This is a genomic window from Streptomyces sp. NPDC002055 (assembly GCF_040296705.1).
Taxonomy (GTDB): Bacteria; Actinomycetota; Actinomycetes; order Streptomycetales; family Streptomycetaceae; genus Streptomyces.
In genome coordinates this window covers 119,675-140,673 of the sequence record NZ_JBEOXS010000004.1, presented here as the reverse complement: position 1 = coordinate 140,673, position 20,999 = coordinate 119,675, and the positions used below count along the sequence as shown (strand labels likewise).

Sequence of the window (20,999 nt, the reverse complement as noted above, 5' to 3'; positions counted from 1 at the left end):
GGTCAGATCCGGTATCCGGAGCCGGGCACCGTGACGATCACCGCGGGCTCGCCGAGCTTGCGGCGGAGCGTCATCACGGTGACCCGGACGACGTTGGTGAACGGGTCGGTGTTCTCGTCCCAGGCCTTCTCCAGGAGCTGCTCGGCCGACACCACGGTTCCCTCGCTGCGCATGAGCACCTCGAGCACCGCGAACTCCTTGGGTGCCAGCTGCACCTCCTTGCCGTCGCGGAACACCTCGCGCCGGTTGGGGTCCAGCTTGATCCCGGCGCGTTCCAGGACCGGGGGCAGCGCGACGGTCGTGCGGCGGCCCAGGGCCCGCACCCGGGCGATGAGCTCGCTGAACGCGAAGGGCTTGGGGAGGTAGTCGTCCGCGCCGATCTCCAGGCCCTCCACGCGGTCGCTGACGTCGCCGGAGGCGGTCAGCATCAGCACCCGGGTGGGCAGCCCGAGCTCGACGACCTTGCGGCACACGTCGTCGCCGTGGACCTGCGGCAGGTCGCGGTCGAGGACCAGGACGTCGTAGTCGTTGACCTCGATCCGCTCCAGCGCGGCGGCCCCGTCGTACACGACGTCGACGGCCATGGCCTCCCGGCGCAGTCCGGTGGCCACCGCATCGGCGAGCAGTTGCTCGTCCTCGACGACGAGTACACGCACGGTGCAATTCCTTCCCTACGGGCCTGTGGGCAGGCCTGATGTCCTCGGATGAGCTCCTCCATCCTGCCCCGAAGTCTCGTAAACCGGCTGTAAGAGGTCCTTGCGCGACGAGCGCCCCATGAGGTCGCGCGGGTCCTGAGGGTCCGGACCGCGGCCGGGGGCACAAAGCCCGGACGAGCACGGCGGGAAGGGAAAATTCAGGAATCTCGGGGTGTTGAGGTTTCTCCGCGCCGAGGGAAGGGGAGGACGATTGCACACCCGAGATCACGCCGTGTCGAGCGGTACGCCGCGGTCTGCTGTCCCCGCAGGACCCACGATGTGTGATCACCCGCCGTCGGCACACCCCCGTGCCATCGACCCACGACGAGGGGGCGCAATGGACGCGTTCACCGCAGGAATTCTGCAGCGTATACGAACCACCGAGTCCGATCTGACGCGCGCTCGCGAATCGGGCGACGACTTCCTCGCCGAGGTGGAGCAGTCCGAGCTGGACGATCTGCACCGCCTGGCCGCCGATCATGGTGTGGAGATCAACGCTCTCAGCGCCTGACACCGAACCGTCTCTATGCGGCAGGGCCCCGGAACCGCTCCTTGGGTTCCGGGGCCCTGCCGTGTGCTCGTGCCCTGCCGTGTGCTCGTGCCCTGCCGTGTGCTCGTGCGCTGCCGCGTGCTGCGGCTCTGCCGCGTGCTGTGGCTCTGCCCTGTGCTGAGCGCCCTGCCGTGTACTGCGGGCCCGCGCAAAGGCAGCCGCACGACCCCGGGACGGCGCCGTGCGGCCCGTTCAGCGGCCCCGGCCGCCCCCGTCAGTCGTGCCAGGCGCCGAGCTCCTCCAGCAGCGCCTGCAGGGGCTCGAAGACCCCGGGAGCGGCGGCGACCGCGAGTTCCCCGGTCAGCTTCTCCCCGGGGCGTCCGCCGGTGAGCGCGCCCGCCTCCCGGGCGATCAGCTCGCCCGCCGCGTAGTCCCACGGGTTGATCCCGCGCTCGTAGTAGCCGTTGAGGCGGCCGGCGGCCACATCGCAGAGGTCGATCGCGGCGGCGCCGCCGCGGCGGATGTCCCGGACCCGGGTGAGCAGGCGGTGCACCACCTCCGCCTGGCCCGCCTTGCGCTCCGTGCGGTAGCCGAAGCCGGTGGCGATCAGGGCCTCCGCCAGCCGGGGTGCGGTGCGGCACTCCAGGGGCCGGTCGCCTAGGTACGCGCCGCCGCCACGGACCGCCCGGAACGTTTCGCCACGCATCGGGACCGCCACCACGCCGACGGCCGTCTCGCCGTCGATCTCCGCGGCGATGCTCACCGCCCACGAGGGCAGCCCGTACAGGTAGTTGACCGTGCCGTCGATGGGGTCGATCACCCAGCGGACGCCGCTGGTGCCCTCGGTGCTGGATCCCTCCTCGCCCAGGAAGCCGTCGTCCGGCCGGGCCTCCGCCAGGAAGCCGGTGATCAGCTTCTCGGAGGCGATGTCCATCTCGGTGACCACGTCGATCGCGCTGGACTTGGTGGCGGCGACACCGAGGTCCTCGGGGCGGCCGTCGCGGAGCAGCGTGCCCGCGCGCCGGGCGGCCTCCAGGGCGAGTGCGAGAAGTTCGTCCGTGAGCTGGTGGTTCACCGGGCCCCCTGCAGTGGCTGGTACGGGCTGTCCGCGCCGGCGGCGGCCGGGCGGGGGGTGCGGCCGGGGCAGCAGCCCACGGGGCACAGATCGTGGCTCGGTCCGAGGGCGCCCAGCGCGCAGCGCTCCACCGAGCGCCCCTGCTCCGTCGCCGCGCGCTCCAGGACCAGTTCGCGGACCGCCTCGACGAACCGCGGGTCGGCCCCCACGGTTCCGGCGCGGGAGACCGGCAGCCCCAGTTCGGCGGCCTTCGCCGTCGCCTCGGTGTCGAGGTCGTACTTCACCTCCATGTGGTCGGAGACGAAGCCGATCGGGACCATCACCGCCGCCGGCGCCCCCGCGCCGTGCAGCTCCTCCAGGTGGTCGCAGATGTCCGGTTCCAGCCAGGGGGTGTGCGGGGCACCGCTGCGCGACTGGTAGACGAGCCGCCACGGGTGCTCGGTGCCCGTCTCCCGGGCCACCTCCCCCGCGATCTGACGGGCCACGTCCAGGTGCTGGGCGACGTACGCCCCGCCCTCGCCGTGCCCGGACGCCGGGCCCGAGGTGTCCGCGGCGGAGGTCGGGATGGAATGCGTGGTGAAGGCGAGGTGGGCCCCCGCGCGCACCTCCTCCGGCAGTTCGGCGAGGGCGGCGAGGGTCCGGTCCACCATGGGCCGGACGAAGCCGGGGTGGTTGAAGTACACCCGCAGTTTGTCCACCTGCGGCAGCGGCAGGCCCTCGGCCTCCAGCGCGGCCAGCGCGTCGGCCAGGTTCTCCCGGTACTGCCGGCAGCCGGAGTACGAGGCGTACGCGCTGGTGGCGAGGACGAGGATGCGGCGCCGGCCCTCGGTCACCATCTCCCGCAGGGTGTCCGTCAGATAGGGCGCCCAGTTGCGGTTGCCCCAGTGGACGGGCAGGCCGAGCCCGTGCTCCGCGAAGTCCTTGCGCAGGGCGTCCAGCAGCTCCCGGTTCTGCGCGTTGATCGGGCTGACCCCGCCGAAGAGGAAGTAGTGCCGGCCCACCTCCTTCAGCCGCTCGCGGGGGATGCCGCGGCCGCGGGTGACGTTCTCCAGAAACGGCACGACGTCGTCCGGCCCCTCCGGGCCGCCGAAGGACAGGAGCAGCAGGGCGTCATAGGGGGCATGGGCCGGATGTGCGGGCATGCTCCCGATCCTGCCACCCGGCGGCGGCGGCCGGAAAACGGGCGGCGGCCGGGGCCGTCCGCCCGTAATCTGTTCGGGCCCCCGACATTCCTTACCGCGGAGTGACCCCTTGCCCAGCCCCTACCGCGCGATCTTCGCCGCACCCGGTGCGAAGGGGTTCTCGGCCGCCGGGTTCCTGGGGCGGATGCCGATGTCGATGATGGGCGTCGGCGTCGTCACGATGATCTCCCAGCTGACCGGCCGCTACGGGCTGGCGGGCGCGCTCTCGGCCACCCTCGCGCTCTCCATGGCCGTGCTCGGCCCGCAGATGTCCCGGCTGGTCGACCGGCACGGTCAGCGCCGGGTGCTGCGCCCGACCGCCCTGGTCTCGGCCGCCGCCGTCGCCGGACTCCTGGTCTGCGCCCAGCGGGGCGCGCCGGACTGGCTGCTGTTCGTGTTCGCCGCGGGCGCCGGGTGCGTGCCCGGCCTCGGGTCGATGGTCCGCGCCCGCTGGGCGGCCCTGCACCGGGACGCGCCGCGCGCCCTGCACACGGCGTACGCCTGGGAGTCGATCGTCGACGAGGTCTGCTTCATCCTCGGCCCGATCGTCTCGATCGGCCTGTCCACCGCGTGGTTCCCGGCGGCGGGTCCGCTGCTGGCGCTGGTGTTCCTGGTCACCGGCATCCTCTGGTTCACCGCCCAGCGGGCCACCGAGCCGGTGCCCGCGCCCCGCGAGGAGCACACCCCGGGCTCCGCGCTCCGCTCGCCCGGCCTGCGGGTGCTGGTGGCCGCCCTGGTCGCGACCGGCGTCGTCTTCGGCGCGGTGGACGTGGTGACGGTGGCCTTCGCCGAGGAGGAGGGGCACAAGGCGGCGGCGAGCGTGGTGCTCGCGGTCTTCGCCCTGGGGTCCTGTCTGGCGGGCGCGGTCTTCGGGCTGCTGCACCCGACGGGCCCGGCCGCCCGCCGGTGGCTGCTGGGCTTCCTCGCGATGGCCGTGAGTATGATCCCTCTGCTACTGGCCGGGAACCTGGTGTTGCTGGCCGGGGCGCTCTTCGTCGCGGGCCTGTCGGTCGCCCCCACGATGGTGACCACCATGGGCCTCGTCGAGCAGCACGTACCGCGCGCCAAGCTGACCGAGGGCATCACCTGGACGACCACCGGGATCACGGTCGGGGTGGCGCTCGGCTCGTCGGCCGCGGGATGGGTGGTCGACAGCGCCGGTGCCGACGCCGGATACGTGGTACCGGCGGCGGCCGGAGCGTCCGCGGCCGCCATCGCGCTCCTGGGATACCGCCGGCTCCGGCCGGCCGCCGAGCGGACGGGGACGCCCCGTCCGCAGGGAAGGGGAGGGTCCAGTGCGAACGACGACGATCGAGAACGGCACAGCCTGGCGTAACTGGGCGGGGAACGTCACCGCCCGGCCGGTCCGGACCCTGGCACCGGCCTCCGCCGACGAGGTGGCGCGGATCGTGACGGCCGCCGCCGAAGACGGCCTGACGGTGAAACCGGTCGGCACCGGCCACTCCTTCACCGCCGCCGCCGCGACCGACGGCGTGCTCATACGCCCGGACCGGCTCACCGGCATCCGGCGGATCGACCGCGCGGCCGGGACGGTGACGGCCGCCGCTGGCACCTCGCTGCGGCAGCTCAACGAAACACTCACCGCGCACGGCCTCTCGCTCACCAATATGGGTGACATCATGGCGCAGACCGTGGCGGGTGCCGTCAGCACCGGCACCCATGGCACCGGCCGGGACTCCGCCTCGATCGCCGCGCAGATCACGGCGCTCGAACTGGTCACCGCGGACGGTTCGGTGCTCACCTGCTCCGCCGAGGAGCATCCCGAGATCTTCGCGGCGGCCCGGATCGGGCTGGGCGCCCTCGGCGTCGTCACCGCCGTCACCTTCGCGGTGGAGCCGCTGTTCCTGATCACCGCCCGTGAGGAACCCATGGGTTTCGAGCAGGTCATGGCGGAGTTCGATCAACACGTGGCCGAGAACGAGCACTTCGAGTTCTACTGGTTCCCCCACACCGCGAACTGCAACACCAAGCGGAACAACCGCAGCGCCGGTCCCGCCCGCCCGCCGGGCCGGGTCAGCGGCTGGGTCGAGGACGAGCTGCTCTCCAACGGGGTGTTCCAGGCGGCCTGTTCGGTGGGCCGGGCGGTGCCCGCGCTCATCCCCGGCATCGCCCGGGTGGCCAGCCGCGCGCTGTCGGCCCGCACCTACACCGACATCCCGTACAAGGTGTTCACCACTCCCCGCCGGGTGCGGTTCGTCGAGATGGAGTACGCCCTGCCGCGGGAGGCCGCGATGCCGGCGCTGCGCGAGGTGAAGGCGATGACCGAGCGCTCCCCGCTGCGGATCGGCTTCCCGGTGGAGGTCCGCACCGCCCCGGCCGACGACATCACGCTGTCCACCGCCTCGGGCCGGGACACCGCCTACATCGCCGTCCATCTGTACCGGGGCACCCCGCACCAGGCGTACTTCACCGCCGTGGAGCGGATCATGACCGCCCACGGCGGCCGGCCGCACTGGGGCAAGCTGCACAGCCGCGACGCCGGGTACCTGGCCGGCGCCTACCCCCGGTTCGGTGAATTCACCGCGCTGCGCGACCGGCTGGACCCCGGGCGGGTCTTCGGCAACGCGTACCTGCGGCGCGTGCTCGGAGAGTGACGGCCGCGGGGCGGCAGGGCGGTCGGCACCCGGTCCGCCCGCCGCCTCCGCTCCCGCCCTCGCCGGCGCCGAGCCGCCCCGCCACCAAGCGGATCGAGGGGCTCCGATTGAATGGATGCCGTGAACATCCCCGCCCCCGATTCGACGCCGTGGCAGCCAACTCCCCCACCCGGCCAGAAGTTCGGCCGCGCGGCGGGTCCACCTGCATGGTCCGAATGGAGTACTGTGGCCAGCCCTGGCTCCGGTTCCTCGTCCGGCCGCCCGGACCTACCGGAGGGGGCCGGAGGCGGCACTCGACCCGGCGGAGCCGCGGAAGGACACGGGTAGCGGCGGACCACGGAACGACACGGTCACGGAGAGTGGCGAATCGGTAACCGTGTCATAACGGCGGATTCGGGCGCATGCCCGACACGCCGGGTAACACGGCAATGTTGTGGCAGGCTGCACCCGGGCAGGCCACACTCGTCCAGCGGAAGCAGCGACGCACGTGACGTCGGCAGGCACCACCCGGGAGGTCCCCATGCCCGAACTGCGTGTCGTGGCCGTCAGCAACGACGGCACACGGCTGGTGCTGAAGGCTGCGGACAGCACGGAGTACACCCTTCCGATCGACGAACGTCTGCGCGCGGCCGTGCGCAACGACCGGGCCCGGCTGGGCCAGATCGAGATCGAGGTCGAGAGCCACCTCCGTCCCCGCGACATCCAGGCCCGGATACGGGCCGGTGCCTCCGCCGAGGAGGTCGCGCAGCTCGCCGGCATCTCCGTCGACCGGGTCCGGCGCTTCGAGGGCCCGGTCCTGGCCGAGCGTGCGTTCATGGCCGAGCGGGCCCGCAAGACGCCCGTCCGGCGGCCCGGCGAGAACACCGGACCGCAGCTCGGCGAGGCGGTGGCGGAGCGACTGCTGCTGCGCGGCGCCGACCGCGACACGGCGCAGTGGGACTCCTGGCGGCGGGACGACGGCACCTGGGAGGTGCTGCTCGCCTACGAGGTCGCGGGCGAGCCGCACTCGGCGAGCTGGACCTACGACCCGCCGCGCCGGCTGGTGCAGGCCGTGGACGACGAGGCCCGGGCGCTGATCGGGGAGACCGACGACACCCCGGAGCCCAGCTTCCCGTTCATTCCGCGGATCGCCCGTCTGCCGCGGGACCGGCCGTTGGACCGCACGCAGCCCGCTCCCTCCGCGGAGCCGGAGGAGAGCGATGAGCGGGACTCGCTGACCAGTCTGCTGGAGGCGGTGCCGAGCTTCCGGGGCGACATGGTCGTGCCGGAGCCGGTGGCGTCCCCGCTGGCCGACGAGGAGGACGAGGAGGAGCCGGAGACCACGGCCGAACCGGCCACGCCCGCCGCGGCCGGTGCCGGGTCGGCCTACGCGGACGTGCTGATGCCGCGTGCGGTGGGGGGCCACCGCGACCGGCTGACCGGCACGACGGACCGGCAGGCCGAGGCGGACGGCGTGCGGCCGGGCCGCCGGGCCGCGGTGCCCAGCTGGGACGAGATCGTCTTCGGCACCCGCCGCAAGAAGCAGGAGTAGCGGGAACACACCTGCCCGAAGGGGCCGTGGCCACGGAAGTCCCCGTGGCCACGGCCCCTTCGGCGCGCCGGCGCCCGTCAGCCGGGTTCGTGGCCGGTGGCCACCGGACGCTGTGCGTCCGCGGTCCACTCGCTCCACGAGCCCACGTACAGCGCGGCCGGGAGGCCCGCCACCGCCAGGGCGAGCACCTGGTGGGCGGCCGAGACCCCGGAGCCGCAGTAGACGCCGATCCGTGCGCCGCCGTCCGCGCCCAACGCGTCGAAGCGCTTGCGCAGTTCGGCCGCGGGCAGGAACCGGCCGTCCGCCGCGACGTTCTCCATCGTGGGGGCCGACACCGCCCCGGGGATGTGCCCGGCGACCGGGTCGATCGGCTCCACCTCGCCGCGGTAGCGCTCGGCGGCGCGGGCGTCGAGCAGCACGCCCGACCGGGCGAGGGCCGCCGCGTCGTCGGCGTCGAGCAGCGGCAGCGCGCCCGGCTCCGGGGTGAACGTCCCCTCCGCGGGCACCGGTACGTCCGTGGAGAGCGGCCGCCCCTCGGCGCTCCAGTGGGCGAAGCCGCCGTCCAGCACCCGGACGTCGGGGTGGCCGGACCAGCGCAGCATCCACCATGTCCGGGCCGCGGCCCAGCCCTTGCCGCCGTCGTAGACCACGACCGGGCGGTCCGCACCGACCCCGGCACGGCGCATCGCGCCGGTGAAGACCGCGAGTTCGGGCAGCGGGTGCCGGCCGTTCTTCCCCGGCGGGCCGGCGAGTTCGGTCTCCAGGTCGATGTAGACGGCGCCGGGCAGGTGCCCGGCCTCGTAGACGGGACGTCCGGGCGGGCCGCCCATCTCGTAGCGGACGTCGAGCAGCACGGGCGGGCGCGGGCCGGCGGTCTCCCGCTCCAGGGCGGATGCGGTGATGATGGCATTCATGGTTCCCATCCTTGCGTAGCGGCGGCTGCGCCGGATGCTGCCGGGAGAACCGGCACGCGGCGGAGGGTCACCGGAACGTGATCCCGGGGAACCGGATGCCGCGTGGCAAAACGGTCACCGGTCCGGGTCGGCCCGGCCGCCGCGGCGCGGCCCCGGCGTGCCGCGTCGGAAGCGGTGCCAGCATCTGATGGGGCGTCCGCCCGGACGGCGCACGCCCGGTTCCCGCACGACCACCACGATGGTCCGAGGAGAGAATGCCCATGACCGAGGCCGAGACCCACCACAGACCGGGTACGCCTTGCTGGGTGAGCCTGATGGTGCACAGCCTGACCGCCACCCAGGAGTTCTACAGCGCCCTGTTCGGCTGGACGTTCAGCCCGGGGCCCCCGCAACTCGGGCCGTACGCACAGGCCCTGCTCGGCGGCCGGGTGGTCGCCGGGATCGGGGTGCTGCCCCCGGACCGGCAGTTGCCCGTCGCCTGGACGACGTATCTGGCCACCGAGGACGCCCATGCGACCGCCGACCGGATCCGGTGCTGCGGCGGCACCGTGGGCGTCGGCCCGCTGGACGCGGGCGCGGCGGGCCGGCTGGTGATCGCCTCGGACCCGACGGGCGCGGTGTTCGGCGCCTGGCAGAGCAGGGAGCACCGGGGGACGGAGGCGGCCGGCGATCCCGGCACCCCGGTCCGGAGCGAGCTGTTCACCCGGGAGTCCGGGACGGCGGCCAAGTTCTACGCGGCGGTCTTCGGGGTCGAGTCGGCGGCGGACGGGCCGGACCACCGCGCGCTGCTGCTGGACGACGGCCGGCCCGTGGCCGCGGTGCACGGCCTGGGGGCGGCGCTGCCGCGCGAACGCGGCCCGTACTGGATGACGTCGTTCGCTGTCGCGGACGCCGACGCGACGGCCCGGCGGGTGACCGAGCTCGGCGGCCGGGTGATCCGGCCGCCGGGCGACGGCGCGGCCGGGAGGTCGGCGGAGGTCGCCGACCCGGAGGGCGCCGTCTTCACCGTGCTGGCGGCGCGTTCGTAGCTCACCGGTGGGGCGAGGCGGCCGGAGCACGCGACCCGCGCTCCGGCCGTCAGTCACCCGGCGTCTGCGGCACCGCGCAGTTCCGCGGCGGCACCCGGCCCTCGGGCCAGCCCACACCCTCGAAGGTGAGCCGGGGGGAGGCCGGGTCCAGCCGGACCACGAACGTGGCCTTGTCGTACGGGTTGCCCGCGTTGGTCAGGCAGATCCAGCCGCTGGCCCCCTGCACCCGGGAGGCAAGGTTCAGATGGGCGAAGTCCTGCTTGATCCGCTCCCGGGGCGGGACCTCCGTCTTGCTGATCGCGGCCGCCTTGGCGAGCGCCTCGGCGGCGGTGAGGACCACGTCGTGGGTGGTGATCGTGCGGCCGTCGTCGAGCCGCACCGGGCCGATGTTGCCGGCGGCGGCGATGTCCGCGCGCAGGGAGTTCATGGCGTCCTGGGGCTCGGCGAGGTAGCGGGGCAGGTCCTCGCGGCGCGGCTTCGAGCCGTGCCGCGCGGCCTTCTCCCGCCAGCGCCGGGCCTCGACGTCCCAGGCGTCGGGGTGGGCGGGCGCCGTGTACCGGACGGACACCGAGGGCTTGCCCACACCGGCGTCCCCGCGGAGCAGTGCGCGCTCGTCCCGGTCCAGCCGCTGCCCCAGGGTCGTCGCGTCGGAGCCGGTGATCACGGTGTAGGACTTCTTGCCGGTGCAGTAGGTGCCGGCCAGCTTCTTGACGAACAGCTCCAGGTGGAAGGCGCGTCCGGCGAAGTACACCACGCGGGCGTTGGACTGGCAGATGTTGCGGGCGAAGTCCTCGAACTCGTTGGGTGTGACGCCCGCCTTCTCCCGCCCGGGCGAGGCGAACGTCATGTCCTGCACACCGGCCCCGCCGGCCTGCCCGCTGCCGCCCCGGGCCTCGGTGAAGGTCTGCCAGAGCGACGCGTTGTAGCTGTCGTTCGGCCGGGTGTCGGCGACCAGCGCGGTGTGGGCCCCGGCCAGTTCCGGGTCGAAGTCGAGCAGGGCGCGGGCCTGGTCACGGCTGGTGGGCACGGCCCGGACCAGTCCGGGGTAGGGGTCCTCGTCCCGCCCCCGGCCCTCGGGGTTGGCGAAGTCGCCCGCGGTGACGACGCTCGCGACGACGGGGATCCCCAGCCGGTTCGTCACATGGGACATGGCGTCCCGGGTGGCCCGCAGGCTGAGGTTGAAGCCCGCGATCACCCGCAGGCCGGGCTCGCTCGCCACCAGTCGGTCCACGGTGTGCCGCCACAGCCGGTAGTTGCGGCCCGGGTTGGCCAGGACCAGCCGGACCGGCGGCTTGGCTCCGTCGGCGGCGTTCGCCCTCAGCTGGGCCAGGTGGGCGCCCTGCACCTCGCTCAGGATCTGCTTCCGGACGGCCGCGTTGCCCGACTCCAGGGGGATCAGCAGGGCCACCGTCGCGTGCTTCGTGCCGGCGATCCGCCGGTTCTCGGCCTCGATCCGGGCGGAGACCTCGGCCATCCCCTCGGCGTCCGGCATGAAGACCCCGGTGCCGTCCGAGACGCCCACGCAGTCCTTGCCGTGCACCTGCAGCCCCTCGCCGCAGCTCCGGGGGCCGTCCGGCCCGAGGAGGAGGGAGCCGCCCCGGCCCAGCCCCGCGAGCACGGCCAGCACGAGGCCGGCGACGGTGACCGGCCCCAGCCGGCCGTGGCGCCGTGCGGCCGTCGGCGCCCCCGGGTGTCCGGCGGCCCGGCCGGGGCCCGTGGTGACCTGGAGGAGCCGTCCGGGCAGCGGTACGTCCCGGCCCAGCCGCCGCTCCTCGGCGGCCGTCGCCCGGGCGTGGAACAGGGCCGGTACGGCGTGCCGCAGCCCGCTCGTGGGGACCGGCTCGTTCGGCACCTGCGGGGAGGGGGCGGCGCCCGGCGCCGAGGTGGCCACCACCACGGGGTGCACCCGCAGCTCGCGGGAGCGGCCGTCGTACGCGGCGAGCAGGGTGTCCCGGATGGCCCGCCGGTCGGGGGCGGTGTCGACGTCCGGCAGCAGGATCACCGGGCGGCGGGCCCGGTTGAGCCGGCGGAAGAGGCCGTAGTGCGCGTCGATGTCCGCGAGCAGCGCCTCGACCAGCAGCAGCCGCTTGTCGGCCGGCGAGGTGCCGCGCCGCTTGTGCAGTTCCCGGAACACCTCGCGCGAGGTGCGCAGTTCCAGGGCGCCGAAGCGCTTCCGCCGGTACCAGCGGACGGTCCGGTAGTGCGGGAACCGCAGGGCGTCGACGGCCCAGCCGCCGAGCGACACCAGCCAGTTCACCTGCTGCGGGGCATTCTCCGGCCGGGGCAGCCCCTGGAAGCGCCGGCGCAACTCCGTCAGGACGTGCCGGCGCTCCTTGGCGATGGCCTGCCGGACCATGTGCGCCAGCTCGTCGACCTGCTCGGCCTCGGTGTGGCCGGGCACCGGCTCCCAGACGTAGAGCGCGGCGAAGGCGGCGGCGAAGCGGGGGAACACCAGGGGCAGCCGGTAGGCCGGACGGCCGTCGTAGCCGCACCCCTGGGCCACCGCGAGCAGCGCCGCGACCAGCTCCTTCTCCCCCGCGTTCGCGGCGGGAACGCCGCCGGGGCTGTTGACCGGCAGCACGCCCCGGTAGCGGGAGTGGTACTGCTCGGGCCAGGGCCGCACGGCGCTCTCCGGGCCTTCGAGCTGGAGGACCAGGGCGCCGCCGGACCGCCGGGAGAACCGGAGCCCCCGTCGCCGCAGCCGGTCCCGGATCACCAGTTGTGCCAGCGCGGCGTCCAGTTGCTCGTCCATACGCGACTCCCCGTCCCCCAACGGCGCCCGCCCCGGTCCGGCGCCGAACCTGGGGAGCACTATAGAGACATACATCACGTGAATCACCGGAACTTCGGGGTTTCCGGGACAGCCCTCGGTGGTCCGAGGGCGGCACGCCCAGTGGTCGCGACCGGGGCGCGCGGCGGCGCGGAGCCCGGCCGTGGCGGGGCACCGGAATCGTCCGGGCCGCCGTCGCGGCGGCTCCCCCGGTGTCCCCGCGACCGCCTGGGGGACAACTCCCGGTAACGGGCCGGAGGCCCCTCCTCCGGATTTGCTCCGGGCCAGGGGCGGTGTGCCACAGTAGGCCGTCCCGCTCGGCCGGGCGCGCCCGCGCGCCGCCGCCGGGGCTCCCCCATACCCAGAACAGCGGATCCAGCCGCGCCCGCGCGCGCCCGGCTCCGTCATGCCCCTACGTCCTTGGTCAGGAGCGATGCAGGCAACGACTCTTGTTCCCCGGTCCACGGATCTGTTCGGTCAGGGCCTGGAGCTCCAGGCCGGTTCCGCCCTGTTGCGGTTCGGTGCCGCCCGGCAGCGTTCCGACGGGCGGATCAGCTGGTCCGGCAGCGGCGCGGCCGCCTGGCTCGACGATGCCCGGGGGCACGTGTGGAGCGTCGGCGAACCGGACGCCGCCGCCGGGCTGGTGCTGCGCGCCGCCCATGAGCTGCCCGACCGGGTGCGGGAGTTCACCGGGCCCCGGGGCACCGACCGACTGGTCGGCCGCCATCTCGCGGTGACCGACGTCATCGAGTGGATCTTCCGCTGGACCGTGGAGGAACCCGCCGTCCACCCGGCCGAGCACCGGGTGGTCGAGCTCGACGAGAGCCACCACGACGAGCTGCTCGCCTTCCTCAACGAGCACAGCCCCGCGCACTCGACCGGCCCCGGCTCCTCGGACGTCCGGCTGTGGGCCGGTATCCGCGAGGCCGACGGACGGCTGGTGGCCTGCGGCGCCATGAGCAGCCTGCGGGACAGCGGCGCCCCGCTCATGGCGTCCGTCGCGACCGACGCCCGGGTGCGCGGCCAGGGCCTCGGCGCGGCGCTGACCTCGTGGCTGACCCGCTACGCCGTGCGCCGGGACGGCTTCTGCACCCTGTGGCAGCTCGCCGACAACGCTCCCGCCGACCGCCTCTACACCCGCCTCGGCTACCGCAACGAGGACCCCTGCGTGGCCGCGCTCCTGGTCACGCCGTACTGACGGCGCACGCCTGGTCACCCCGTCACGACCGGGGTGCAGGCGGAGTGGATCCGCCGCCGGGCCGCGGCCCCGTGGTGCGGCGGCGGCCCGGCGCGGGAACGTCCCGTAGCTCCGGTGCCCGCCGGGGCTACGGCGTATCGGGCCGTACTCCGCCGACCCCACCGCCGGCGTCCAGCGGGGTGATGCGCCGCTGTGCGGCGAAGGCGGCGGCCGGGTAGCGCGGGTCGGGCCGCAGGGCGTACTCGCGCAGGCACGCCTCGGTGAACTTGATGACGTGCTCGTCACCGTGCTCGGCCGCCCGCGCCCCCAGCTCGGCGATCGGGGGCGGCTCCGGCACCTCCGAGCGCCAGTCGGCCGTGCCCTCCCCGCGCCGGTCGGTGGTGAAGGCGAACAGGAAGGCGGCCTGCACCTGCCACAGCCGGGCCAGGGTGGGCCCGTGCAGTTCGTACGGCAGGTGCGGCAGCACGATGCGCGCCGCGGCCGGCGCGGTGACGCCGTGGACCAGCGGCACCGGGTAGACCTCGGGATGGCCGAGATAGACGTCGGCGAACTGCAGCGTCATCTCGCCGAGCAGCCGTGGGGCGTGCTCCGCGGCCGGCCACTCCAGCGCCTCGTGGTACCCCGGAAGGCCGGAGAGACCGTCCAGCCGGGCTCGGGCGGTGCCCGGCCCCAGCCCGCCCTCCTGCGGCACCCGGGGCAGTTCCGCCACGGCGGCGGACAGCTCGCGGTGGCCGGTGAGCCGGGGGCTGCCGGGCAGCACCGTGTGGCGGGCGGCCCAGTACGCCAGCCCGCGCGCCAGCTCGTCCCGCTGCAGCCGGGTCGGCCGGCCGGCGGCGGAGAGGGCGCGGACCGCGTGGGCGGTGCGGATGAGGCCATGGGTCAGCCCGGCGAACAGCCCCGGAAGCAGCCGGGGCCACCAGCGGACGAGGACGTCGCGCCAGTGCGCTTCGGCCAGTTCACGGGCGAAGAGCAGCTCCCAGTCACCGGCCCGGCGGAAGTCCCCGAGCGCCGGACGCCAGGAGGACTCGTCCGCGGGATCCAGGGCGAAGCGGGCGGCCGGGGGTTCGTGGTGCTCCATGGCGCGGCGGTAGCGCCCCACCCAGCGCGCGACCTCGTCCTCCTGCCCGAGCAGGGCGAGCGCCTCGGCCCCCATCGGGCCGTGGTTGGCGAGGTCGACCCCCTGCCCCCGCTCGTAGCCGAGGTCGTTCATCCGTTCCAGGGCATCGTTGACGGCATCGCTGTAGCTGATCGACGGCATGCGCAGCACCCTTCGAAGATTCAAACAGTTTGGATATCCAAACCATCTACACTGTGCAGTATGCGTCAGGAGCCCAGGGAGCGGAAGGCCGGCCGGAGGCCGACCGCCGAGGAGATCGAAGTCGTGGGTCTCGTACCGCTGTTGGAGCCCTTCTACCGCGGCGCCGTCGTCCGGGACCTCATGCCGGAGGCGCTCCGCGACGCGATGGAGACGCACGGGCTGACGCCGCGTCACGGCGCCGTGCTGCCCCATCTGCTGGCCGGCCCGCCGCTGACCGTCGGCGACATCGCCCGCCGGCTCCATGTGTCGCTGCCCACCGCCAGCGAGCTGGTCGGCGGGCTGAGCCGGGCCGGGATCGTGGTCCGGGGCGAGGACCCGGCGAACCGCCGCCGGGTGCTGGTGTCCCTGGCCGAGGAGTACCGACCGGCGCTGGAGACCTTCATCGTCCGGCGGGTCGAGCCGCTGTTGCGGGCCCTGGAGGGGCTGTCGCCCGTGGAGCGGGCGGGATTCCTCGCGGGGCTGACGGCCTGGGTCCGCGAGGTGCAGAGCTAGATCCTGGGGCTCCTCCCGGCCCGACGGCCACGGAACCGCAGCACGCCCACCATGGGGCCGCCCAAGGGCTGGAACGGGCAGGCGGCTGGAACGGGCAGGCGCCGGACGGGGCGTGTCCTACCGCCGGCCGGCGTCCACCGCGTCCACCGCATCGGCCGCATCCACCGGCAGCACATCCGGGGAGAGCGCGGCCGCCCGCGCCCCGGCCGAGGTCATCCGGCGCCGGTGGTGACGGCGGCACAGCACCTCGTACCCCACCTCGTCCTCCCCGTGGTTGACGTCGCCGATCACCACCTGGGCGCCCTCCACGACCATCCGGCCGCCCACGGTACGGGCGTTGTGCGTGGCGCGGGCACCGCACCAGCACAGCGACTCGACCTGGAGGACCTCGATGCGGTCGGCGAGCTCCACCAGCCGCTGCGAGCCGGGGAAGAGCTTGCTGCGGAAGTCGGTGGTGATCCCGAAGGCGAACACGTCGAGTTCGAGGTCGTCGACGACCCGGGCGAGCTGGTCTATCTGCTCGGGCTCCAGGAACTGCGCCTCGTCCGCGATGACATAGTCCGCCCGGCCGCCGGCCGAGAGATGGCCGACGAGATGGGTGTAGAAGTCGAACCCGGTGCCGGCCTCGACCGCGTCCGTGACCAGGCCGAGGCGGGAGGAGAGCTTGCCCTCGCCGGCCCGGTCGTCCCGCGTGAAGATCATGCCCTTCAGGCCCCGGGCCGAGCGGTTGTGCTCGATCTGCAGAGCGAGGGTGCTCTTTCCGCAGTCCATGGTTCCGGAGAAGAACACCAGCTCGGGCATGGGAGTGGCAGGGCCTTTCGGTGGTGCGCGGGAGCGGGCGGGCGGCGGGCGGGGCCTGCGGGAGGGGTCAGGTACGGACTTCGAGGAGCGGCACGAGCTGTTCCACGGCCGTCATCGAACCGTGCAGGCCGACCATGGCCGATTCGTTCGGCTCGGTCTCGGAGGCCACGATGGCGACGTCGTCGCAGGCCGCGGCGACCACATCGCCGATCCGGCCGCGGACCCGGTCGTCCACGTGCGGGCCGAACCACCCGGCGTCGATGGCCTCTTCGCGGGTCGCCACCCACATCCGGTCCCCCACCACCTCGCGCCAGACGGCTGCGACGTCGCCGGCCGCGCCGGGCACGGCGTAGAGGTGCCGGGCGCGGCCCTCACCGCCCAGCACGGCGACTCCGGCGCGCAGTTCCCAGTCCTCGTCGAAGTCGATCCGGGAGTCCGGGTCGAACGGGAGGTCGATCATGCCGTGGTCGGCGGTGACGTAGAGGACGGAACGCGGCGGCAGCTGTTCGGCGAGCCGCTGCGCGAGCCGGTCCACGTACATGAGCTGGCCGCGCCAGGCGTCGGAGTCCACCCCGAAGCGGTGCCCCTTGCCGTCGACTTCGCTGTAGTACGTGTAGACCAGCGAGCGGTCCGCGGCCCCGAGCTGGGCCGCGGCGAAGTCCATCCGGTCCTCGCCGGTGAGCCGCCCGTGGAAGGTGCCGCCGCTGAGCGCGATCTTCGTCAGCGGGGTGTGCTGGAAGTCCGGCGCGGAGACCTGGCAGGTGTGCACCCCGGCGGCGTCGGCGAGCTGGAAGACCGTCGGGTACGGCTGCCAGAGGTGCGGGTCGGTCCAGGGCCGCCAGCGCAGCTGGTTCATCAGGGCGCCGGTGTCCGGATCGAGCACGGTGTACCCGGGCAGTCCGTGCTCGCCGGGCGGCAGTCCGGTGCCGACGGAGGCCAGCGAGGTCGCCGTGGTGGACGGGAAGCCGGCGGCTATCGGGGCTCCGGTGCCGCCGCGCGAGCTCGCCAGCAGGCTGGTCAGGAAGGGCGCCTCGTCGGGGTGCGCCTTCAGCAGCTCCCAGCCGAGGCCGTCGACGAGGAAGACACAGACCCGGTCGGCGGGCTCCAGTGCCAGCCCGGCGGCCAGCCCCGGAACGCCCTGACCGGCGGCGAGGGTGGGCAGCAGTTCCGCGAGCGTGCCGCTGCCGTAGTCGGGGACGGGGGCGGTGCGCGGGTCGAGGGGCGCGGGCTCCGGCCAGGCGGAGCCGGCGGTGGCGGGCTGGACCATCAGCGGCCGGACGCCACGGTGGCCTCGGACAGGGCCTGGGCGAACGCCAGGGTCTGCCGCACCGAGTCGGGGCCGTCGCCGGCCTCGCTGACCCGGAGGCTGAGGTCGTCCGCGGTGGACGAGCCGGTGTAGCCGTGGTCCGCCTCGCAGTTGGGGTCGCCGCAGGCCGCGGGCTCGAGGTCGAGCCGGCTGACGGCGCCCCAGCCGATGGTGAGCACCACCTCGCGGGGCAGGGCTCCCGGAGTGTAGGACTCCGGGTTGGCCACGACCCGGCTCAGCACGACCGAGGAGATCCGGTCGATCCGGACGGACTCGGTGGAGGTGGTGGCGTACGGCGACGGGGACGTGCCGTCGGCGGCCTGCTCGTCGGTGTGGCTGACGATGAAGCGGGTGCCCGTGAGGACGAGCACCGTCACATGGCGGCGGACCTCGTTCGCGTCGAAGGTGGTCTCCTGGTGGACCAGGTACGACGTGACCGGCTCACCGCCCACGGCGGCCTCCACCGCCTCGGCCACGAGGGCCGGGTAGTAGCCGCTGCGCTCGATCGCCGCGCGCAGCCCCTGGGTCGTCGTACCGGTCTTCGCCATGACCCCCATCCTAAGGGGCGAACGGGGCCCCGGACCCTCCCCCTGCCCGGCGGCGGACGGCCCGGCACCGGGCCGGTGCCCGCTCGCTCCCCACGGGAGGACACCCCGCGGGCGCGGGGGCCGGTGGTCCCCGGCGGTACGGAGCGGGGGCGGGCGGGCTGCGGTACGCGCCAGGGCTCCGCCCTAGTACGCGGGGAGGCGGCGCGGGCCGAGGTCCGGCGTGGCCGGGCGCGGGGCGAGCCGCACCGAGGCGCCGAGCACGGTGAGCCCGTGCGGGGCGACCACCACCGGCTCCAGGTCGACGGCCACGACCTCGGGGTGGTCGTCCACCAGCCGGGAGACCCGCAGCAGCAGCTCCTCCAGCGCGTCGGTGTCCACCGGCTGCGAGCCCCGCCAGCCGAAGAGGAGAGGGGCGGTCCGGATGGACCGGATGAGCTCGGCGGCGTCCCGGTCGGTGACCGGGACGAGCCGGTGGGCGGTGTCGCCGAGCAGCTCCGAGGGGGCTCCGGCGAGGCCGAAGGAGAGCACGGCACCGGCGGACGGGTCGATGGCGGCCCGGACGACCGTGTCCACCCCGCGCGGGGCCATGGCCTGCACGACGGGCCACAGCTCGTCGGCCTTGCCGAGGGAGTCGGTCAGCTCCTGATGGGCGCGGCGCAGCTCCTTCTCGCTGGTGAGGTCCAGCCGGACTCCCCCGAGGTCGGCGCGGTGCCGCAGGTGCGGGGCGGTGGTCTTCAGGGCCACCGGGTAGCCGAGGCGGGCGGCGGCAGCGGCGGCGGTGTCCGGGTCGGGGGCGGGCAGGGTGCGCCGCACGGCGATGCCGTACCGGGCGAGCAGCCGTTCCGCGTCGGCGGGGCCGAGCGGCGTGCTGCGGGGCATCGCCGTGCCGCCGGACCGCTCGGCGGCGGCCGGGCCGTCCGCCCCGGCGCCGAGGAGCAGATCGATGTCGGACCCGGCCTCGGCCTCCTGGATGTCGTCGTACTCCGGCACCCGGCCGGTCTCGGCGGCCTGCCGCCGCCACTGGGCGTACCGGACGGCCTCGGCGAGGGCCCGGACGGCCCGCTCCGCGGCGGGGTAGGCGGGGATGCGGGCGCCGTCCGGCTCGCCGTCGGGCGGGCCGTCCAGCGGCGCCCCCAGCGCGCCGACGAGTTCGTCGATCTCCAGGTGGACCACGGTCACCGGCTTGCGGACGGGGCTCGCGGCGACCGCCTCGCGCAGCGCCGCGGCCAGCGCCCGGCCGCCGTATCCGCCGTCCGGAGGGCCGTCGTCGCCGACCCAGGGGATGGCGGTGACCACGACCGCGTCGCAGAGGTCGTCGGCCAGTGCGGCGGAGAGCGCGGCGCGGAAGTCGTCCGGGGTGGCGCCCGTGGTGAGGTCGCGCGGCGGGAGCGGGCGGAGCCGCTCGGTCAGACAGGCGTCGTAGGTGAGCAGGCCCAGCGATTCGGAGTTGCCCAGGATCGCGACCCGGGGGCCGTCGGGCAGCGGCTGCCCGGCGAGCAGCAGCCCGGCGTCGGCCAGTTCGGTGACGGTGTCGACCCGGATCACCCCGGCCTGCCGGAGCAGCGCGGAGACGGTGCCGTCCGGGATCCGGGTGGTGGGTACGGCGTGGCCGGTGGGCGCGCTGCCGCTGTGCCGGGCGCCCTTGACGACGACCACGGGCTTGACCATGGCCGTGCGCCGGGCGAGCCGGGTGAACTTCCGCGGGTTGCCGATGGACTCCAGGTACATCAGCGCCACATCGGTGTTCGGGTCGTCGTGCCAGTACTGGAGGAAGTCGTTGCCGGAGACGTCGGCCCGGTTGCCGGAGGAGACGAAGGTGGAGATCCCGACGTGGCCGCCGCCGCGCCGGTGCAGTCCGGAGAGGAGGGCGATGCCGATCGCGCCGGACTGCGTGAAGAGGCCGAGCCGCCCCGCGGGGGGCAGCTCGGGCGAGAGGGAGGCGTTGAGGCGTACCCCGGGGTCGGTGTTGAGCACGCCGAAGGCGTTGGGCCCGATGATCCGCATGCCGTACGAGCGTGCCTGCCGCACGAGTTCGCGCTGCCGGTCGCGGCCCTCCGGCCCGCTCTCCGCGTAACCGGAGGAGACGACCACCAGCCCCTGCACCCCGTGCTCGCCGCAGTCGGCGACCACCGCAGGCACGTGCTCGGCGGGTACGGCGACGACGGCGAGGTCCACCGGCTCGTCGATGTCCTTCACCGAGCGGCGGGCGGGGACGCCCTCCAGCTCCGTGGTGCCGTCCGGGAAGGCGCGGTTGACGGCGTAGGCGCGGCCGGTGAAGCCCCCGTCGAGGAGGTTGCGCAGCACCGAGCGGCCGACACCGCCGGGGCGCCGGCCGGTTCCGATGACGGCGACCGAGCCCGGGCCGAGCAGCCGCTGCACGGAGCGGGCCTCGGCCCGCTGCTCCCGGCCGCGCTGCACGGCGAGCGACCGGTCGGTGGGTTCGAGACCGAACTCGAGCCGGACCACCCCGTCCTCGAAGCTGCGCTTCTGCGTGTACCCGGCGTCGGTGAACACCTTGATCATCTTGGTGTTGGCGGGCAGCACCTCGGCGGCGAAGCGGCGGATGGCGCGCTCGCGGGCGACCGCGGCGATGTGCTCCAGCAGCGCGGAGGCCACGCCCCGGCCCTGGTGGGCGTCCTGCACGAGGAAGGCCACCTCGGCCTCGTCGGCGGGGGCGGACGCCGCCATGCCCCGCTCGTCGATCCGGTCGTACCGGACGGTGGCGATGAATTCCCCGCCCACCGTCGCCGCCAGGCCGACCCGGTCCACGTAGTCGTGGTGGGTGAACCGGCGCACATCGCGATCGGAGAGCCGGGGGTACGGTGCGAAGAAGCGGTAGTACTTCGACTCGTCCGAGACCTGCTCGTAGAAACTCACCAGGCGCTGGGCGTCATCCGGAGTGATGGGCCGGATCTGTGCGGTGCCGCCGTCACGCAGCACGACGTCGGCTTCCCAGTGGGTCGGGTAGGCGTGCTCCGACGGCAGTTCCATGGCCCAAGCCTACGGGCGCAGGGCCGCGGGGAGCACCGGAAGTGCC

Annotated in this window: 17 protein-coding genes; 7 read left to right on the top strand and 10 right to left on the bottom strand. The window is 74.4% G+C overall.

Going from position 1 to position 20,999, the window contains the following annotated elements; genetic code table 11:
• Window positions 1-2: 2 nt before the first annotated feature.
• Complete coding sequence (locus ABT112_RS03520) at window positions 3-656, bottom strand: response regulator transcription factor (protein ID WP_351505072.1); 654 nt, start codon at window positions 654-656, stop codon at window positions 3-5.
• 376 nt (window positions 657-1,032) lie between these two features.
• On the opposite strand from ABT112_RS03520, the gene ABT112_RS03515 reads away from it, so the two are divergent.
• Window positions 1,033-1,206: a hypothetical protein gene (locus ABT112_RS03515; RefSeq protein WP_351505070.1), complete on the top strand. Its 174-nt coding sequence runs from the start codon at window positions 1,033-1,035 to the stop codon at window positions 1,204-1,206.
• A gap of 253 nt (window positions 1,207-1,459) precedes the next feature.
• Here ABT112_RS03515 and ABT112_RS03510 read toward each other — a convergent pair whose 3' ends face one another.
• Window positions 1,460-2,260, bottom strand: a complete 801-nt coding sequence (locus ABT112_RS03510; protein WP_351505068.1) for an inositol monophosphatase family protein — start codon at window positions 2,258-2,260, stop codon at window positions 1,460-1,462.
• A complete protein-coding gene (locus tag ABT112_RS03505; RefSeq protein ID WP_351505066.1) occupies window positions 2,257-3,402 on the bottom strand; it encodes a ferrochelatase in 1,146 nt (381 codons plus the stop codon). The genes ABT112_RS03510 and ABT112_RS03505 overlap by 4 nt, the downstream gene beginning before the upstream one ends.
• A gap of 109 nt (window positions 3,403-3,511) precedes the next feature.
• Here ABT112_RS03505 and ABT112_RS03500 point away from each other — a divergent pair, with 109 nt between their 5' ends.
• The 3 genes from ABT112_RS03500 to sepH all read left to right on the top strand — a co-directional run bounded on the left by ABT112_RS03500 (window position 3,512) and on the right by sepH (window position 7,587).
• The gene (locus ABT112_RS03500) at window positions 3,512-4,777 is read left to right on the top strand and encodes an MFS transporter (protein ID WP_351505064.1); all 1,266 of its coding nucleotides are present in this window, start codon (window positions 3,512-3,514) and stop codon (window positions 4,775-4,777) included.
• On the top strand, window positions 4,737-6,056 hold the full coding sequence (locus tag ABT112_RS03495) for a D-arabinono-1,4-lactone oxidase (RefSeq protein WP_351505062.1): 1,320 nt from the start codon (window positions 4,737-4,739) through the stop codon (window positions 6,054-6,056). The genes ABT112_RS03500 and ABT112_RS03495 overlap by 41 nt, the downstream gene beginning before the upstream one ends.
• Window positions 6,057-6,543: 487 nt before the next feature.
• Window positions 6,544-7,587: a septation protein SepH gene (gene sepH, locus ABT112_RS03490; RefSeq protein ID WP_351505060.1), complete on the top strand. Its 1,044-nt coding sequence runs from the start codon at window positions 6,544-6,546 to the stop codon at window positions 7,585-7,587.
• A gap of 77 nt (window positions 7,588-7,664) precedes the next feature.
• On the opposite strand, the gene ABT112_RS03485 is transcribed toward sepH, so the two are convergent.
• On the bottom strand, window positions 7,665-8,501 hold the full coding sequence (locus ABT112_RS03485) for a sulfurtransferase (RefSeq protein ID WP_351505058.1): 837 nt from the start codon (window positions 8,499-8,501) through the stop codon (window positions 7,665-7,667).
• Window positions 8,502-8,761: 260 nt separating this feature from the next.
• Between ABT112_RS03485 and ABT112_RS03480 the strand changes: the two genes are divergently transcribed.
• Window positions 8,762-9,529, top strand: a complete 768-nt coding sequence (locus ABT112_RS03480) for a VOC family protein (protein ID WP_351505056.1) — start codon at window positions 8,762-8,764, stop codon at window positions 9,527-9,529.
• A gap of 49 nt (window positions 9,530-9,578) precedes the next feature.
• Here the strand turns inward: ABT112_RS03480 and ABT112_RS03475 are convergent, their stop codons facing one another.
• Window positions 9,579-12,281, bottom strand: coding sequence for a type 1 periplasmic-binding domain-containing protein (locus ABT112_RS03475; RefSeq protein WP_351505054.1), 2,703 nt, complete (start codon window positions 12,279-12,281; stop codon window positions 9,579-9,581).
• 451 nt (window positions 12,282-12,732) lie between these two features.
• Between ABT112_RS03475 and ABT112_RS03470 the strand changes: the two genes are divergently transcribed.
• Entirely contained in the window at window positions 12,733-13,497 is a 765-nt protein-coding gene (locus ABT112_RS03470; RefSeq protein ID WP_351505052.1) for a GNAT family N-acetyltransferase, read from the top strand.
• 127 nt (window positions 13,498-13,624) lie between these two features.
• Here ABT112_RS03470 and ABT112_RS03465 read toward each other — a convergent pair whose 3' ends face one another.
• Window positions 13,625-14,779 (bottom strand): questin oxidase family protein, encoded by a 1,155-nt coding sequence (locus ABT112_RS03465; RefSeq protein WP_351505050.1) that lies wholly within the window; start codon window positions 14,777-14,779, stop codon window positions 13,625-13,627.
• A gap of 36 nt (window positions 14,780-14,815) precedes the next feature.
• Here ABT112_RS03465 and ABT112_RS03460 point away from each other — a divergent pair, with 36 nt between their 5' ends.
• A complete protein-coding gene (locus ABT112_RS03460) occupies window positions 14,816-15,307 on the top strand; it encodes a MarR family winged helix-turn-helix transcriptional regulator (RefSeq protein WP_351505048.1) in 492 nt (163 codons plus the stop codon).
• Between the two features lie 117 nt (window positions 15,308-15,424).
• Here the strand turns inward: ABT112_RS03460 and ABT112_RS03455 are convergent, their stop codons facing one another.
• From ABT112_RS03455 to ABT112_RS03440, 4 genes are all read right to left on the bottom strand, one after another.
• The gene (locus ABT112_RS03455; RefSeq protein ID WP_351505046.1) at window positions 15,425-16,108 is read right to left on the bottom strand and encodes a thymidine kinase; all 684 of its coding nucleotides are present in this window, start codon (window positions 16,106-16,108) and stop codon (window positions 15,425-15,427) included.
• Window positions 16,109-16,175: 67 nt separating this feature from the next.
• Window positions 16,176-17,375 (bottom strand): alkaline phosphatase family protein, encoded by a 1,200-nt coding sequence (locus ABT112_RS03450; protein ID WP_351505044.1) that lies wholly within the window; start codon window positions 17,373-17,375, stop codon window positions 16,176-16,178.
• Window positions 17,375-17,962, bottom strand: a complete 588-nt coding sequence (locus ABT112_RS03445; RefSeq protein WP_351505042.1) for a DUF5998 family protein — start codon at window positions 17,960-17,962, stop codon at window positions 17,375-17,377. Before ABT112_RS03445 ends, ABT112_RS03450 begins: the two co-directional genes overlap by 1 nt.
• A 183-nt stretch (window positions 17,963-18,145) precedes the next feature.
• On the bottom strand, window positions 18,146-20,953 hold the full coding sequence (locus ABT112_RS03440; RefSeq protein WP_351505040.1) for a bifunctional acetate--CoA ligase family protein/GNAT family N-acetyltransferase: 2,808 nt from the start codon (window positions 20,951-20,953) through the stop codon (window positions 18,146-18,148).
• Window positions 20,954-20,999 lie beyond the last annotated feature (46 nt).

What these genes read in the sequence shown, in the direction of transcription:
- ABT112_RS03505 (WP_351505066.1), bottom strand. Translation starts at nt 3,402, where the DNA reads ATGCCCGCACATCCGGCCCATGCCCCCTATGACGCCCTGCTGCTCCTG.
- ABT112_RS03440 (WP_351505040.1), bottom strand. Translation starts at nt 20,953, where the DNA reads ATGGAACTGCCGTCGGAGCACGCCTACCCGACCCACTGGGAAGCCGAC.
- ABT112_RS03485 (WP_351505058.1), bottom strand. Translation starts at nt 8,501, where the DNA reads ATGAATGCCATCATCACCGCATCCGCCCTGGAGCGGGAGACCGCCGGC.
- ABT112_RS03470 (WP_351505052.1), top strand. Translation starts at nt 12,733, where the DNA reads ATGCAGGCAACGACTCTTGTTCCCCGGTCCACGGATCTGTTCGGTCAG.
- ABT112_RS03445 (WP_351505042.1), bottom strand. Translation starts at nt 17,962, where the DNA reads ATGGCGAAGACCGGTACGACGACCCAGGGGCTGCGCGCGGCGATCGAG.
- ABT112_RS03450 (WP_351505044.1), bottom strand. Translation starts at nt 17,375, where the DNA reads ATGGTCCAGCCCGCCACCGCCGGCTCCGCCTGGCCGGAGCCCGCGCCC.
- ABT112_RS03515 (WP_351505070.1), top strand. Translation starts at nt 1,033, where the DNA reads ATGGACGCGTTCACCGCAGGAATTCTGCAGCGTATACGAACCACCGAG.
- ABT112_RS03455 (WP_351505046.1), bottom strand. Translation starts at nt 16,108, where the DNA reads ATGCCCGAGCTGGTGTTCTTCTCCGGAACCATGGACTGCGGAAAGAGC.
- ABT112_RS03475 (WP_351505054.1), bottom strand. Translation starts at nt 12,281, where the DNA reads ATGGACGAGCAACTGGACGCCGCGCTGGCACAACTGGTGATCCGGGAC.
- ABT112_RS03460 (WP_351505048.1), top strand. Translation starts at nt 14,816, where the DNA reads ATGCGTCAGGAGCCCAGGGAGCGGAAGGCCGGCCGGAGGCCGACCGCC.
- ABT112_RS03480 (WP_351505056.1), top strand. Translation starts at nt 8,762, where the DNA reads ATGACCGAGGCCGAGACCCACCACAGACCGGGTACGCCTTGCTGGGTG.